At 32.8% G+C, this 15,665-nt stretch carries 13 protein-coding genes; 6 read left to right on the top strand and 7 right to left on the bottom strand.

Features of this window, described 5'->3' with window-relative positions:
- Window positions 1–73: 73 nt before the first annotated feature.
- Window positions 74–394 (top strand): YtxH domain-containing protein, encoded by a 321-nt coding sequence (locus DFQ10_RS07525; protein WP_115816788.1) that lies wholly within the window; start codon window positions 74–76, stop codon window positions 392–394.
- 173 nt (window positions 395–567) lie between these two features.
- Here the strand turns inward: DFQ10_RS07525 and DFQ10_RS07530 are convergent, their stop codons facing one another.
- From DFQ10_RS07530 to dnaK, 7 genes are all read right to left on the bottom strand, one after another.
- Window positions 568–1,098 carry a hypothetical protein gene (locus DFQ10_RS07530; protein ID WP_147299190.1) on the bottom strand — a complete coding sequence of 177 codons (531 nt, stop codon included), beginning with the start codon at window positions 1,096–1,098 and terminating at the stop codon, window positions 568–570.
- Window positions 1,099–1,273: 175 nt separating this feature from the next.
- A complete protein-coding gene (locus tag DFQ10_RS07535; RefSeq protein WP_115816790.1) occupies window positions 1,274–2,503 on the bottom strand; it encodes a class I SAM-dependent rRNA methyltransferase in 1,230 nt (409 codons plus the stop codon).
- 226 nt (window positions 2,504–2,729) lie between these two features.
- Entirely contained in the window at window positions 2,730–3,788 is a 1,059-nt protein-coding gene (locus tag DFQ10_RS07540) for a hypothetical protein (protein WP_147299191.1), read from the bottom strand.
- Window positions 3,789–3,808: 20 nt separating this feature from the next.
- A complete protein-coding gene (locus DFQ10_RS07545) occupies window positions 3,809–4,576 on the bottom strand; it encodes a hypothetical protein (protein WP_115816792.1) in 768 nt (255 codons plus the stop codon).
- Window positions 4,563–5,129, bottom strand: a complete 567-nt coding sequence (locus DFQ10_RS07550; protein ID WP_115816793.1) for an RNA polymerase sigma factor — start codon at window positions 5,127–5,129, stop codon at window positions 4,563–4,565. The genes DFQ10_RS07545 and DFQ10_RS07550 overlap by 14 nt, the downstream gene beginning before the upstream one ends.
- 84 nt (window positions 5,130–5,213) lie before the next feature.
- Complete coding sequence (locus DFQ10_RS07555; RefSeq protein WP_115816794.1) at window positions 5,214–5,729, bottom strand: outer membrane beta-barrel protein; 516 nt, start codon at window positions 5,727–5,729, stop codon at window positions 5,214–5,216.
- Window positions 5,730–6,025: 296 nt separating this feature from the next.
- Window positions 6,026–7,921 carry a molecular chaperone DnaK gene (gene dnaK, locus DFQ10_RS07560; protein WP_115816795.1) on the bottom strand — a complete coding sequence of 632 codons (1,896 nt, stop codon included), beginning with the start codon at window positions 7,919–7,921 and terminating at the stop codon, window positions 6,026–6,028.
- Window positions 7,922–8,195: 274 nt separating this feature from the next.
- Between dnaK and DFQ10_RS07565 the strand changes: the two genes are divergently transcribed.
- The 5 genes from DFQ10_RS07565 (at window position 8,196) to DFQ10_RS07585 (ending at window position 15,657) form a co-directional block, all read left to right on the top strand.
- The gene (locus tag DFQ10_RS07565) at window positions 8,196–11,765 is read left to right on the top strand and encodes a choice-of-anchor I family protein (RefSeq protein ID WP_115816796.1); all 3,570 of its coding nucleotides are present in this window, start codon (window positions 8,196–8,198) and stop codon (window positions 11,763–11,765) included.
- A 142-nt stretch (window positions 11,766–11,907) separates the two neighbouring features.
- Window positions 11,908–12,396, top strand: a complete 489-nt coding sequence (locus tag DFQ10_RS07570) for a hypothetical protein (protein WP_115816797.1) — start codon at window positions 11,908–11,910, stop codon at window positions 12,394–12,396.
- Between the two features lie 115 nt (window positions 12,397–12,511).
- The gene (locus DFQ10_RS07575; RefSeq protein ID WP_115816798.1) at window positions 12,512–13,936 is read left to right on the top strand and encodes an L-serine ammonia-lyase; all 1,425 of its coding nucleotides are present in this window, start codon (window positions 12,512–12,514) and stop codon (window positions 13,934–13,936) included.
- A 165-nt stretch (window positions 13,937–14,101) separates the two neighbouring features.
- Window positions 14,102–14,920 carry a 3-methyl-2-oxobutanoate hydroxymethyltransferase gene (gene panB / locus DFQ10_RS07580; protein ID WP_115816799.1) on the top strand — a complete coding sequence of 273 codons (819 nt, stop codon included), beginning with the start codon at window positions 14,102–14,104 and terminating at the stop codon, window positions 14,918–14,920.
- Between the two features lie 26 nt (window positions 14,921–14,946).
- Complete coding sequence (locus tag DFQ10_RS07585; protein WP_115816800.1) at window positions 14,947–15,657, top strand: RluA family pseudouridine synthase; 711 nt, start codon at window positions 14,947–14,949, stop codon at window positions 15,655–15,657.
- Window positions 15,658–15,665 lie beyond the last annotated feature (8 nt).

Genomic DNA, 15,665 nt, shown 5'->3' on the forward strand with positions numbered 1-15,665 from the left:
CTAAAATTGTTTGTAACAAAGTAGTCTATTTTTAGACCTATAAATAAACACGTTTAATTAAAAGAAAAAAGTTATGATAAATAAAGGAGCCGTAGTATTAGGAGTATTATTAGGAGCAGCAGCAGGTGTTTTGTTAGCACCAGAAAAAGGAAGTGAAACAAGGGATAAATTTAAAAAAGAAGGCAAGGATATAAAAGACCAATTGTCTAGCGATTTAGCAGAAGTCAAAGATGACCTAACTAAGGCAGTAGCTTCTGGCAAAGAAAAATTTAAAAAAGATATGGAAGAATTTACTTCTAAATCTAGTTACAAAACAGAACAAGCTATTACATTTATAGAAAAGCAATTAGCAATTCTTAAAGAAAAGAATAAGAAGCTACAGAAAACGAGTTAAAATAAATAATCATTGTCAGGTCACAATACGTGATAATCTCATAACGATTCGTTATAAAATTCAGAGAATACTCGTTCATTCCTATCATTATTTTTAGAGGAATACATTCTTTTTAAATAAGAAAGCCTAGTTTTAACTAGGCTTTCTATATTATACAAAAATATTTTTTACATCTATTGTCTTTCGTATGTTGTAATTGTATTCGCCACTATATCCGTTTCTATACCGTTTTGAATAATTGTATCCTCAACCAAAGCTGTTAGTTGAATCAATCCATTTGATAAAAATTCTATAGTGTATATAGCATCTTCACCTTCATCATTTGTAATAGATAATTGATTACCAACTAAACTCCATTCACCATTTATCCCAAACTCATAATTTTCTACATTTTGCACTTGTGTTTGCCCAAATGAGGTTACTGTTAATTCTGCACTATATGAACCTTCGCTTAAAAACGTTTGAGGGTTTTCATTAAATGTAATCGTGTAATCTACATCGTAACCTTCACCAACTGTAGTAGTAACAAAAGATTCGCCTCCTAAATTAATTGTTGAAGTACTTGTGTAGTTAACATCGACACCAATCCAAGTTCCTAATACTGCTTCTTCACTTATTTCTGGAGTTGAATCACTATCATCTGAAGAACAAGATAATACTGCAATTGAAATGCATAATAAAAATAATAAACTAAGTTTTTTCATGTTAAATTTTGTTAAATTTAAATACGAATATAAATTTAACATTGAGAAACATTTTATGTCTAAGTCAATTTTCTTTCAATTGCATAAATAATCGTTGAATTACTAACAATGGGATTTAAATCTCGTAAATACTGAAATTCATAATGATACAAACTACAGTTTATGGTTGGTTTACTTATTCCAAAAAACGATAATAACCACATTTTAAATAAGCACCTTCAGCAAATGCAATAGGATGATCACTATCGTGTTTGGTTTTAAGCTCAGTTTCAAAAAGTCGAGATTGTGCGTTTAAAACACGTTCATTTAAATCAAAGAAATCTTCTGCTAATACTCTCGATGAGCAAGATGCTAAAACTAAAAGTCCATTTTTTGAAGTAAGCTGCTCACCTAGCTCAGCTAATTGTGCATATTTCTTTTTCGCTAGGTCAATTTCAGATTGTTGCTTAGCAAAACTTGGCGGATCAATAACCACAACATCGTAGGTTTTTCCTTTCTTTATGAGGCCTTTCATTTCTTCAAAAGCATCACCAGAGATGGTTTTGTGTTGACCAGAATACGCATTAAGTTTTCCGTTTTCGCGAGCCATATCTAAGGCTTGTTTACTAATATCCAAACTCGTGACTTCGGTTGCACCATTAGCCAATGCGTGTACAGAAAATCCTCCAGCATAAGAAAACACATCTAATACAGATTTACCCTTACTTAAAATGCCCACACGTCTTCTATTCGCTCTATGATCTAAAAAATAACCAGTTTTATGGCCTTTAATCACATTTGCCGAAAATTTCACATCATGCTCTACAAACTCAACAACTTGATTTTCAAGAGTACCAAAGATAACTTCACCATCTTTAAAATTATGATTTTTACTGTTTTGTAAATTCCTGCTTAAACGCATTACAACCGTTTTAGCATTCGAAATTTGCTGTAAACTCTCTAAAATAGGTTCTAAATATGGTAACCAAATTTCCGAATATAATTTTACAACTAATACGTTGTCATAAACATCTGCTATAAACCCTGGGAAACCATCATTCTCGCCAAATAATAAACGGTAACTGTTGGTATTGGTTTGAAGTAATTCTGACCGCTTCTCTAAAGCGACTTCTATTTTATGATGAAAAAATGCTGAATTAATCTCAACTTTTGTTTCCGCATTATGAATGATCTTAATTCTAATTGGAGATTCCGCATCATAAAGTCCTAAGCCTACAACTTTATTCTTATTCTTACTAAAAATAATAGCCAAATCACCAGTATTGGCATCGTCGTTTATTTTTACAATACTGTTAGAAAACACCCAAGGATGCCCTTTTACAACAAACTGCTCGCCTTTTGCATTAAGCTTTACGGCTAATCGTTTTGGCGTATATAAAGTGGGTTTAAGATATGAAAAAGACATGCTTATATATTAGACTTCGAAAGTACGAAACTTCTATTAATAATATCCAAAATTGATGTTATCAGTTAAACACATTCCTCATTATAATTGTTATAAAAACCACAATAATAAAATTGAAATATTAACATAAAAACCGAACATCCATAATTCAATAAAAACGCAATCAACTTAAGCATTTCTCAAGTGATTGCGTTTATTTTACAAACTTTAATATTAGATTTATATTCTAATTAAGATCTAACCTTAAGCCAATTGAAAGTGTATTTATATCTTCTGGATTATTCTCAAATACTGGATTTACATCATATTTAGCATAAAGACTCACATCTCTATAACCTACATAAAAACTTGGTCCAAAATTAAAACGATTCATATTAAAATCATGTATTTCTGTTCGCTTTATATCTTTACCGTCCGCTTTATATTTAATAAATTGAGATGTATGAGTTCTTACAGAGAAAAACCCACCAAGACCTAATCTAAAGCCACGCTGAGAACGCAAATAAGTTTGCTCTGTTTTCTTATGGTATTGCGGCTTTGAAAAGTCTAATTCTAAATGTACCGGAATTGCAAATGATAAATTATTAAGTCTCGATTTTTTTAAATCAAAACCAATATCTTCAAGCGTCGTTTGGTCTCCATTAGTCACCAATATATCATTATCTTCCTTAGGTCTTATATCATCTGTCATCATTGATATTCCAAATTTTAAATTCCAAAGGTTGGTTTGTTCTTTAAGTCTATATTTAAAAGTAAAACCTAATTCACCATAACCTAAAGGATTCACTTTAAACCCTTTTCCATAATAATCACCACCATTTAAAATGGTGTTCATCCCTAAAGCAAACACAAATTGGGTAGTGAACCGTTTTTCTACTTCTAAACCACTAATGGAATCCTTATAAAAATTTTCGTCTTCAAAAACGGTTATCAATGATCTATTACGTTCGTTTTCTTCGTCATTAATATCCAATTTACCACTAACTTTATTTTTAATTAACGCTTGTAGCTTTTGTTCTTCAATAAAAACAGCATCATTAATCCGCTTTGCATGGTAACTTGCTAGTTTCCTTTTTTCTATTTCAGCTGCTTCTGAAGTCATCTCATTTTTTTCAACCTTCTTATCAATCTTCTTCAGCTCTTTTTTTAAGGTACTTTTTTCTGAAGTTGTAATAGAATCAATTCTTGAAGCTATAATTGCTGCTTTTTCTTCAAAAGTATTGGTCTGTGCCATTAAATATGGCGCACAACATAACATGGCAAATATTAAAATTGTCTGCTTCATAATAAAATAGTTTTAAGTGATTAATTATTGTGTTCGTAATTTCTGTTGGCAACAGCTTCGTTTAGTTGCTTAAGCTGCTTACCTGCTTTCTTAAAAATGCTTTTGTTTTTTTCGTCGAATAATTCCTTTTCCATTTCAAGTAAAAGTTGATCAGAATCCAAATAAGAATCTGATAACTGTTTTTTATTCTGAATTAAATTCAAACTACTATCCTTCCTTGCTGACTCTAAAAGTTGCTCTGCTGTTATGTATTGAAATTGATTAGACGACTTTACTTCTGCAATACCTTCAGTTTCTTTTACTTTTACAAGATTTTTTTCAATAATAACGGTAGGATTTTCTATCTGCAATTCATCTTCCTTATTAATTTTAAGCTCTTGTTTTACAATTTCATTTTTAGAGACTTTTTCTTTAGAATTTGAAACGACTTTAGACTGTTTTATAGTTTGAGTTTCTTGTTTAAAATCCTGCTGCTCTTCTACTCCTATAACATTATTTTGATTTACTAGATCTGTTGTTTTCTCTTGCTGAATTTTAGGTAATTCCTTCTCAAAACTGATTTCAATAGGTTGTTCTACAACTCCGCCATTAAATAATATTTTTCCACCAACAAATAATAATCCTAAAATCAAAGACGCAGCTACAGCGTAATTTATCCAAAGTTTTTTCTTCTTTTTTGGTTTAGTGTTTAAAGCCACAATTAAGCGTTCTCTAGCTTGCGCAGATGGCTCTATACTTCTGTCTTTAAAATTATCCTGAATTAACTTTTCTATATTATTGGGTTCCATTCTCTGTATTATTTAAATTAGCAAGACTACTTTTTAAAAGCTTTTTAGCATGTGCTAACTGCGATTTTGAAGTACCTATACTTACATTTAATAGTTCTGAAATTTCGCGATGCTTATAGCCTTCAATTACATAAAGGTTAAAGATGGTTTTACAACCAATAGGAAGTTGGTCTACTGCATTTTGTATGATTTCGGAAGTTGAATTATCCGTTGTTGAAACTGGCTGTGTAAAATAGTAATCTCCAATCTCTACCACATTAAATTTATTCTTCTGAATCCTTAAATACGAAATACATTCGCGTACCATAATCCGTCTTAGCCAACCTTCAAAACTACCATAAGGTTCATATTTATTAATATTTTGAAATGCTTTATGAAATGATGTAATCATAACATCTTCTGCAAATTGCAAATCTTTAATGTATTGCCTACAAACACCAAGCATCTTTCCCGAAAAAGTATCATAAAGTGCTAGTTGAGCTTTTTGATTGGATTTTTGTGCTAATCCAACCAGCTCACTAACGTTTTGATTTATAGATACTAGTTTTGACATTGTTTAATGCTCGTTATTTATATTTTTTTCTCGTCTAATTATTATTTAAAGGCGGATTTGCCCATAGGCAACACCTTAATCATATTAAATTCTATATCTAAATATTATACCTGCATTCAATATACCACCTGGCGAAAAACTACTAAATGTAGACACAATTCTTAAACCATAATTAAATCTACTTTTTAAGTTAAAAGTGGTTTGAATACCTAAATCTATACCTAGTCCATTGTTATCGTCTTCAAGAATTTTTTTATCAAAATTAATATATGAAAATCCAAATATGGATTCGAGTTTGGTGCTTTCTGATTTAGCAAAATCATAAGTGACCTGAATGGCATATTTATCTAATTTATAGTTTTTATCCAATGCTTTACTTCTCATAGTTGCATTTGCAGCTGACAAATATATGCTCATATCATTACTGATAGCATAACCCAAAGACACTTCAAAGTTTTCTCCAGAATCTTTAGCAACCAATTGTTCACTTAATGAAAATCCGAAAGTAAATTTTGAGGTTTCCACATTCTCCTCCTGAGCAATAATTAAATTGCTACTTAAAATTAAGACTAAAATAATAATGTAGTTTACTTTTTTCATAATCCATGTTTTTTAAATAATTATTAATAGTGTTTAAAGCTCAATTAAGTTTTCGCTTCTATTAATAAAAACGCTTTTAAAACTAAAAGGGTTGGATGAGAATTAAAAAAAGTTTGAAAAAAATGCAAATAAAAAAACGCAACCAAATTAATGATTGCGTTTTTTACATATTATTTAGTCTTCAGTTTCTTCAAACTTCCAACTACAAGCTTTGTACTCAATGAGAGATTCCGAAACAATTTCGGAATAAGCGATTCACACAATCTCAATAGAAACTATCGAGATTGGTTCTCTGCTTACTTCACTTCTTCGAAGTCAACATCTTCTACATCGCTAGACTCGTCAGCTGGTTGCTCTGCTCCTGCTTCAGGACCAGCAGCACCACCTTCTGCTTGTGCTTTGTACATTTCTTCGCTTGCTACTTTCCAAGCTTCATTAATTTTCTCTAAAGCTGGAGTAATAGTTGCGATATCTTTTGATTCGTATGCTTTTTTCAATTCTTCAAGTGCTGCTTCAATTGGCGCTTTCTTATCATCAGATAATTTTTCACCAAATTCTTTCAGTTGACTTTCAGTTTGGAAAATCATAGCATCTGCCTCATTCAATTTATCAGCCGTTTCTTTTGCTTTAGCATCTGCTTCTGCATTAGCTTCAGCTTCAGCTTTCATCTTTTTGATTTCCTCTTCAGTTAATCCAGATGATGCTTCAATTCTGATATCTTGAGTTTTGTTTGTTGCTTTATCCGTTGCAGATACTTTAATGATACCATTAGCATCAATATCAAACGTTACTTCAATCTGAGGTGTTCCTCGTCTTGCTGGTGGAATTCCGTCTAAGTGGAAACGACCTATTGTTTTGTTATCTGGTGCCATTGGACGCTCACCTTGTAATACGTGAATCTCTACTGATGGCTGATTGTCTGCTGCTGTTGAGAATACTTGCGATTTCTTAGTAGGAATCGTTGTATTTGCTTCAATCAACTTTGTCATTACATTACCCATAGTTTCAATACCAAGAGATAATGGAGTAACATCTAATAAAAGAACGTCTTTTACATCACCGGTTAATACACCACCTTGAATACCTGCTCCTAAAGAAACAACTTCATCAGGATTTACTCCTTTACTTGGTGCTTTTCCGAAGAAAGACTCAACAGCTGCTTGTACTGCAGGAATACGTGTAGAACCACCTACTAAAATTACTTCGTCAATATCGCTCTTAGATAAACCTGCTGCTTTTAATGCAGAAGCACAAGGCTCTATTGTACGCTTAATTAAATCGTCAATTAACTGCTCAAATTTAGAACGTGTTAATGTACGTACCAAGTGTTTTGGTCCACTAGCTGTAGCCGTAACGTATGGTAAGTTGATTTCTGTTTGTGCAGAAGATGATAATTCAATCTTCGCTTTTTCAGCAGCTTCCTTTAAACGTTGTAAAGCCATTGGGTCTTTACGCAAATCCATGTTTTCGTCAGCGATAAACTCTTCAGCTAACCAATCGATAATACGTTGATCAACATCATCACCACCTAAATGTGTATCACCATCTGTAGATAATACTTCAAAAACACCATCTCCTAATTCAAGGATAGATACATCATGTGTACCTCCACCAAAATCAAATACTACGATTTTTTGGTCTGTACCTTTTTTATCCATTCCATAAGCTAATGCTGCAGCTGTTGGTTCGTTGATAATTCTTCGAACTTTTAAACCTGCAATCTCACCTGCTTCTTTTGTAGCCTGACGTTGTGCATCATTAAAATATGCTGGTACTGTAATTACAGCTTCAGACACATCTTGTCCTAAATAATCTTCAGCCGTTTTCTTCATTTTTTGAAGAATCATTGCTGATAATTCTTGAGGCGTATATAAACGACCATCGATATCTACTCTTGGAGTATCGTTGTCACCTTTTACCACTTTATACGGTACACGCTCTGCTTCTTTCTTAGACTCAGAATACTTATTACCCATAAAACGTTTAATAGAATAAACTGTTTTTGTTGGGTTAGTCACTGCTTGTCTTTTTGCTGGATCTCCAACTTTAATTTCACCACCTTCTACGAAAGCGATAACTGAAGGTGTTGTTCTCTTACCTTCAGCGTTTGGGATTACAACTGGCTCATTACCTTCCATTACAGAAACGCAAGAGTTTGTTGTTCCTAAATCAATTCCAATAATCTTACTCATAATTATATTTGTTATTTGTTTTCCGCTTTCACGGAAAGTATCGTGTTATTATTTATTTTTTAAACTCGATTAGTAATAGTCAATGATTATGCCATGACAAAAAATATGACATGATGTCACTTTAATAAATTGTTATGAGATTTGTTCCATCCACAACATTAGCTAAACCCACACTTAACATTCTTAAAAATTTCTTCACCCTTTTATAATATTGAGTACATCATTAAGAAACTTTTGGTTGATAATTTCACAGGAACTAAAACAACCAAAAATTATGAAACATTTTTTACAATTATTCTTTATGCTTTTTACGTGTATTTGCAGTGCTCAGCTAAATACTGGAGATATGGCCTTCATTGCTTTTAATGCAGATGGAGATGATGACTTTGCCATGGTAACTTTTGTAGACATTCCTGCAAACACAACTATTTATTTTTCTGACAAGGAATGGACAGGAACTGAATTTAATTCTGGGGAAGCTAATTACCAATGGCAGTCTGGAGCATCCGTAATTTCAGCTGGAAGCATTATTACATTCTATGCCATTAGTGCAACTCCAAGTATCTCTCATGGTACTATTGTTGGTTCTCCTGGTGGACTTTCTGCTTCAGCAGAAGCTATATTCGCTTATCATGGAACTGATATTGATACACCAACTACATTTATTGCGGCTGTGGCAAATGCATCTTCTGCTTATGATGATGGAGCTGGAACTGGATTAACTGGCACAGGTCTTACTGAAGGTACTACTGCTATAACTTATCCTAGCGGAACTGATATTGCTGCTTATAAAGGAATAAGAACTGGTTTTACTCCTAATGGCTATTTAGTCGCTTTAAATGACATGACTAATTATGACATCCAAGATGAAAGTGGAGATCAAAGTATTGATACTATAGCGCCTGATGTTCCATTTGACACAACAGCTTTTTCTATTTCTACAACAGATACAAATCCACCAAGTGTTGCTAATACAATTGCAATAGGACAAAACTCAGTAGAAGTTACTTTTACTGAAACCATAACTCAAGCAAGTGCAGAAACTTTAAACAATTATGTTTTTAGTCCGGCTTTAACAGTGAATTCTGTTATTTATGATAATAACACTTTAACAGCTACCATTACACATTCAGGTTTTACAGAAGGAACAGCTTATACACTTTCTGTTAATAATCTAGAAGATTCTTCTAACAACATCCAAATTGTTGCTTACGTGAGTGACAATCTATTTTATAATGACTTAACAACAGGATTAATCATTACTGAAATAATGTATAATGCACCTTCAGATGATTCTGATGCTTTAGAGTTTCTAGAAATCTATAATAACAGTGCTAATTCAATTAATTTAGGAGGCATAACCGTTAATGATGAAGGAAATTTTAGTTTCATATTTCCTGAAATGACATTAGCTTCAGAAAGTATTGTTTTAATAGCTACTGACAAAGCTTCTGCCGATGCATTTTACGGAGTGTCATTTTTAGATATGCCACAGGCTATTTCTAACGCTTTAGGTAATGGTGGTGAATTATTAGAAATTAAAAATTCTGAAGGTATTGTTATATCGCAAGTAGAATATAGTGATGATGCACCTTGGCCAACGTCTGCTGATGGTGATGGTCCTTCTTTAGAATTATTAAATCCTGAAGGAGATTTTAACGAAGGAACTAATTGGACACCTGCGACTAACCTAGCAGGTCAATCCATTGGTGAAAATGTTTTTGCTTCACCAGGAAGTTATTCACCTATAACTAACATTACACCACAAATTAGTTTTTCTGAAAGTAATTTTGTGATAAACGAAGACGGAACAAGCCTTGAGCTTTCAATAGAATTATCTGCAGCAACAACTAACATCGTTTCAGTTGATGTAAATTTAGTTACAGAATTATTAACAGCTACAGAAACTGATGATTTCACTTTTACAAACCAAACCATAGACTTTCCTGCCAATTCTACAGAGGCTATTACAATTACGATTCCTATTGTAGATGATGCTGTTATAGAAATGGATGAGCTTTTCATATTAAGTCTTTCAAATCCTGTCAACGGAACTTTAGGTACTTATGAAACTACAGGCATTTATATTATTGATAATGATACAGCAACACCTTCGGCAACTGATGTTTTAGACATAACATATCTTTCTAGTTATTTAGTTGATGGAGCTGGTTCTGCAGAAATTGTAGCTCATGATCCAGTTTCTGAACGTTTATTTGTTTTAAATTCAACTGGTCAAAAATTAGAAATAATAGATTTTTCTGATATCAATGCCATTTCTACAATCAGTGCTATCGATTTATCTACTTATGGTGATCCAACGAGTGTGGCTTATATGAATAATATGGTTGCTCTAGGCATTTCAAAAGGACCTTTAGAAGATGGCGTTGTTGTATTTTGCGATATTGATGGGACTATTTTATCAACAGTAACTGCTGGAAATCTTCCTGATATGGTTGGATTCACTCCTGATGGCACAAAACTTTTAGTCGCTAACGAAGGACAACCAAATGATGATTACTCTGAAGATCCTGAGGGCAGTATTTCTGTTATAGATGTTACAGCTGGCTTAGGAAACATTTCTCAAACAGATGTTACAAGTATCAACTTTAATAGTTTTGATAGTCAATTAGCTTCATTACAAGCTGCAGGTGTTAGAGTTTTTGGCCCAAATGCTTCCGTGTCTCAAGACTTAGAACCAGAATACATTTCATTCTCAAGTGATTCACAAACAGCTTATGTAACGCTTCAAGAAAACAATGCTATTGGAGTTATAGATTTAATAACAAATACAATTACATCTATTTTACCTTTAGGTTTAAAAGATCATGCTTTAGCAGGCAATACATTGGATGCTTCAGATGATACAGACTTTATTTTCTTAGCGAATTGGCCAGTAAAAGGAATGTATATGCCAGATGCTATGGCGTCTTACGAAGTTGGCGGAATAACGTATTTAGTAACTGCCAATGAAGGTGATGCTAGAGAATATGATACATTTGAGGAAGAAGAACGTGTAAGCGATTTAAACCTAGATCCGACGGTTTTTCCTAACGCAGAATTTTTAAAACTAGATAGTAACTTAGGTCGCTTAACAGTGACTAATGCAACAGGAGATACTGACAATGATGGTGATTTTGATGAGATACACGTTTTAGGATCGCGTTCTTTTAGTATTTGGAATGCCACAACAGGAGCTTTAGTTTTTGACAGTGGAGATGATTTTGAGCACATCACGGCTAATGAATCCACTTATAGCGGTTTATTTAATGCAAGTAACAGCAATAACAATTTTAAAAACAGAAGCGATAATAAAGGTCCAGAGCCAGAAGGTGTCACTATTACAGAAATTGATGGTCAAGTATATGCGTTTATAACCTTAGAACGTGTTGGTGGTTTTATGACATACAACATTACAGATCCAAACAATCCTGTTTTTGAAAAATACATAAACAATAGAGATTTAGGTGAAGATGAAGGTGGCGATTTAGGGCCAGAAGGTATTATTTATGTCACTCCAGAAAATAGTCCAAATGACACTGGTTTAGTGATTATGGCTAATGAAGTAAGTTCTACATTAAGTTTCTATGCGCTAAATGCTACAACCTTAAGCACAGAAGAATTCACTTTACAATCTGAAGGTTTAAAAATGTATCCTAATCCTTCAAAATCTAACCAAACGGTATATTTTAATCAAACGGTTTCTGTGTCATTATTTGATCTTCAAGGTCGTGAAATAGTGTCTAAAGAAAATACAATGGATTTTCAATTACCGAGTTTAACTGCTGGTACTTATATCTTGAAAACAAAAAATGGAGAAAGCTTTAAGCTTATAATTAAATAAGAAACTCAAAACTATATTTCAAAACTAAACACCTTCATTTTGAAGGTGTTTTTTTATTAATTAAATCCATTTTTAGTTAAAAAACATTCCTAATGATACTGAATAATTATATTTTAGTATTTTTCATAAAAAATAAAATACTATGAAAAAAATAACCTATTTTTTATTTGCACTTACCATATTACTAACCGCTTGTGAAGGTGATCAAGGACCTCCTGGACTAAATGGATTCAACGGAGAAACAGCACCAGCTTTTGAAGTTACAAGAAGTTTTAATTCTCCAAATTATGATGCAAATGTTGCTTTCGGTTTCGACGTCTACCCTGACGAAGTTGTCTTGGTTTACATTTTATGGGAGACATTAGATGATGGAACACAGGTTTGGAGACAAATGCCTCAAACTGTAATCTTTGAAGATGGCAATGATTTGGTGTATAATTTTGATTTCACACAATTTGATGTCCAATTATTCTTAGACGGATCTAATTTAGATATTTTAGATTCTGTTTGGACTCAAAATCAAAGATTCAGAATTATTGTTATTCCTACAACAAATTATAATCGTGCAGATTATTCAGATATAGAAACAGTTATGAGCATGTATGGAATTGAAGAATTTGAGCAAAGATAATTTTAACGATATAATAAATTAACTGACAGCTTTGATTTTTAATCAAGGCTGTTTTTTTTTAAGTGCTTCATTCAAACAAACTGTATATTTGTGCATCTTAAAATTGTATAATTAGATGGAATGTATCTCTATTTTCGATATGCTTAAAATTGGCGTCGGACCTTCAAGCTCGCATACTCTAGGACCTTGGAGAGCTGCTGAACGTTGGATAAAAGAATTAAAAGACAAAAAACGTTTTGATAAAGTTGAAAAAATAACCGTTGATCTTTATGGTTCTCTTTCCCTAACTGGTAAAGGACATGCTACAGATTTTGCAGTTGTATTAGGTTTAACAGGAGCAGATCCAGAACGCATGCCTATTGAAAGTATTAATACTATTATCGATGACGTTAAAACAACTAATGTTTTAATGTTTAATAATGAAAAATTAATACCCTTTGATTTTAAAACAAATATCGTTTTTAACCGTAAATTTCTTCCTTTTCATTCTAACGGAATGGTTTTTTCTGCATTAATTAATGGCAGAAACTACAAATCTACCTACTACTCTATTGGTGGTGGATTTGTGGTACAAGAAGAACGAAAGCTATCTAAAGCTAATAAAATTATATTCTATTGTACTTTTCCTTATCCTGTGTCTTATGGAGAAGAACTCTTGAAATTTTGTAATCAATTACAGCTACCTATTTCTGGAGTGGTTTTAGAAAATGAAAAATCAATTAGAGAAGAAGCTTCAATAGATTTTGAATTAAAGCGCATTTGGGACACCATGTTAGAATGCATGTATGTTGGCTGCCACACTGAAGGTAATTTACCTGGAGGACTCAATGTAAGACGACGTGCATACGACATGCATAAAAATTTAATTGGTGATCATAAATATGATAATCCACAAGAATGGCTAGAAACGATTCGTAAAACAGAAGTTAAATTTAGACAAATCTTAAAGTGGGTGAGCTGTTTTGCCTTAGCTGTTAATGAAGTTAATGCCTCATTAGGTAGAGTTGTTACTGCACCAACTAATGGAAGTGCTGGCGTTATTCCTGCTGTACTGATGTATTATTTGGTAATTGAAAACCATGATGCAGATTTTAATCATATCAAAAAATTCTTGGCGGTTGCAGGCGAAATCGGAAGTATCTTTAAAAAAGGCGCCACCATTTCTGCTGCAATGGGAGGCTGTCAAGCAGAAATTGGAGTCTCTTCTGCAATGGCAGCTGGTGCATTAACCGAATTACTAGGAGGAACTCCAGAACAAGTTTTGGTAGCTGCAGAAATAGCTATGGAGCATCACTTAGGTCTTACATGTGACCCAATTGGTGGTTTAGTTCAGATTCCTTGTATAGAACGTAATTCTATGGGAGCGATTAAAGCCATTAATGCTGCGGAATTAGCTCTAGAAACAGACCCTAAAAACGTAAAAGTCCCTCTAGATAAAGTTGTACAAACCATGTGGGAAACCGCAAAAGACATGAGTTCTAAATATAAAGAAACTTCTGAAGGTGGTCTGGCAGTTGGTGTAAACTTAACAGATTGTTAATCTCGCCTATTCCACAAATGAAAATAACTCTACACATTATTAAATTAAACTGTTTTAATTTTTACTTATACTAAAAACAGAGATTTGTTACCTTATAATTCCGTGGTGGATTAATCAATAATTTAACAAATCTCTTTACTTTTACAAACAACTAATAAAAACAAGATGTCAACAGCAAAAAAAGAATATAAACGAATAACAGTTAAGACTTTAGTAGATATGAAGTCTAAAGGTGAAAAAATATCAATGCTAACAGCTTATGACTATACCATGGCAAAAATTGTAGATGGAGCTGGTATTGATGTTATTTTAGTTGGTGATTCTGCAAGTAACGTTATGGCCGGACACGAAACTACTTTACCAATCACTTTAGACCAAATGATTTATCATGCGTCTTCTGTAGTTAGAGCTATAGACAGATCTTTAGTTGTAGTCGATTTGCCATTTGGAAGTTATCAAAGTGACCCAAAAGAAGCCTTACGCTCCGCTATTAGAATAATGAAAGAATCTGGAGGCCATGCTGTAAAAATGGAAGGCGGAAAAGAAGTAAAAGAATCTATAAAACGTATTTTACATGCTGGTATTCCGGTAATGGGACATTTAGGACTTACACCGCAATCTATATACAAATTTGGAACTTATACCGTTAGAGCAAAAGAAGAACAAGAAGCTGAACAATTAAAGTCTGATGCTTTAATGCTAGAAAAAGCAGGTTGTTTTGCTATTGTTGTAGAAAAAATACCAGCTGCTTTAGCTAGAGAAGTTGCAGAAAGTGTTTCTATTCCTGTAATTGGTATTGGTGCTGGAGATGGTGTTGACGGACAAGTATTAGTTTTACATGATATGTTGGGCATGACGCATGAATTTAATCCTCGCTTTTTACGTCGTTACATGAATCTTTATGAAGATATGACAAAAGCAATTTCTCAATATGTAGACGACGTGAAATCTGAAGATTTCCCTAATGCTGATGAGCAGTATTAGTAAGAAAAATAATTATTTAGGTACACGTGGCTAATAGATCAGAAAAAATTCTTTCTAATAAAAATAATCTTCAAGTTTTACATGAAGATAATCACATCATCATAGTCAATAAGCGCGCTGGAGACATTGTACAAGGAGATAAAACTGGTGACAAGCCTTTGAGCGAAGTGGTTAAATCTTATTTAAAAGATAAATACAATAAGGAAGGCAATGTTTATTTAGGTGTAGTACATCGTTTAGATAGACCAACCACAGGTATAGTAATGTTTGCAAAAACCAGTAAAGCCTTACCAAGATTAAATAAATTATTTGCAGAAAAGACAGCAAAAAAAACATATTGGACTTTGGTTAAAAATCAGCCACCAAAAACTGAAGACAAACTTGTACATTGGTTAAAAAAGAACCCAAAAAACAATAAATCAACAGCTTATGCTAAAGAAGTTGATGGCAGTAAAAAGGCGATACTTCATTATCAATTAAAACAAACTTTAGATAATTTTTATCTTTTAGAAATTGATTTAGAAACAGGTAGACATCATCAAATTAGAGTGCAACTATCATCTATAGGCTGTCCTATTAAAGGTGATTTAAAGTACGGGTTTGATCGCAGTAATAAAGATGCAAGCATTAGTTTACATGCCAGAACATTACGTTTTATTCATCCTGTAAAAAAAGAAGAAGTGTTTATTACTGCTCCATTACCAAATGATGCGCTTTGGGATGCTTGTAATATATAAACTAACTA

The organism is Winogradskyella eximia, assembly GCF_003386165.1.
GTDB classification, from domain to species: domain Bacteria; phylum Bacteroidota; class Bacteroidia; order Flavobacteriales; family Flavobacteriaceae; genus Winogradskyella; species Winogradskyella eximia.

Coding starts and splice junctions, on each gene's coding strand:
- DFQ10_RS07530 (WP_147299190.1), bottom strand. CDS start 1,098: ATGAAAAAACTTAGTTTATTATTTTTATTATGCATTTCAATTGCAGTA.
- DFQ10_RS07525 (WP_115816788.1), top strand. CDS start 74: ATGATAAATAAAGGAGCCGTAGTATTAGGAGTATTATTAGGAGCAGCA.
- DFQ10_RS07540 (WP_147299191.1), bottom strand. CDS start 3,788: ATGAAGCAGACAATTTTAATATTTGCCATGTTATGTTGTGCGCCATAT.
- DFQ10_RS07565 (WP_115816796.1), top strand. CDS start 8,196: ATGAAACATTTTTTACAATTATTCTTTATGCTTTTTACGTGTATTTGC.
- DFQ10_RS07555 (WP_115816794.1), bottom strand. CDS start 5,729: ATGAAAAAAGTAAACTACATTATTATTTTAGTCTTAATTTTAAGTAGC.
- DFQ10_RS07570 (WP_115816797.1), top strand. CDS start 11,908: ATGAAAAAAATAACCTATTTTTTATTTGCACTTACCATATTACTAACC.
- DFQ10_RS07535 (WP_115816790.1), bottom strand. CDS start 2,503: ATGTCTTTTTCATATCTTAAACCCACTTTATATACGCCAAAACGATTA.
- dnaK (WP_115816795.1), bottom strand. CDS start 7,921: ATGAGTAAGATTATTGGAATTGATTTAGGAACAACAAACTCTTGCGTT.
- panB (WP_115816799.1), top strand. CDS start 14,102: ATGTCAACAGCAAAAAAAGAATATAAACGAATAACAGTTAAGACTTTA.
- DFQ10_RS07575 (WP_115816798.1), top strand. CDS start 12,512: ATGGAATGTATCTCTATTTTCGATATGCTTAAAATTGGCGTCGGACCT.
- DFQ10_RS07550 (WP_115816793.1), bottom strand. CDS start 5,129: ATGTCAAAACTAGTATCTATAAATCAAAACGTTAGTGAGCTGGTTGGA.
- DFQ10_RS07545 (WP_115816792.1), bottom strand. CDS start 4,576: ATGGAACCCAATAATATAGAAAAGTTAATTCAGGATAATTTTAAAGAC.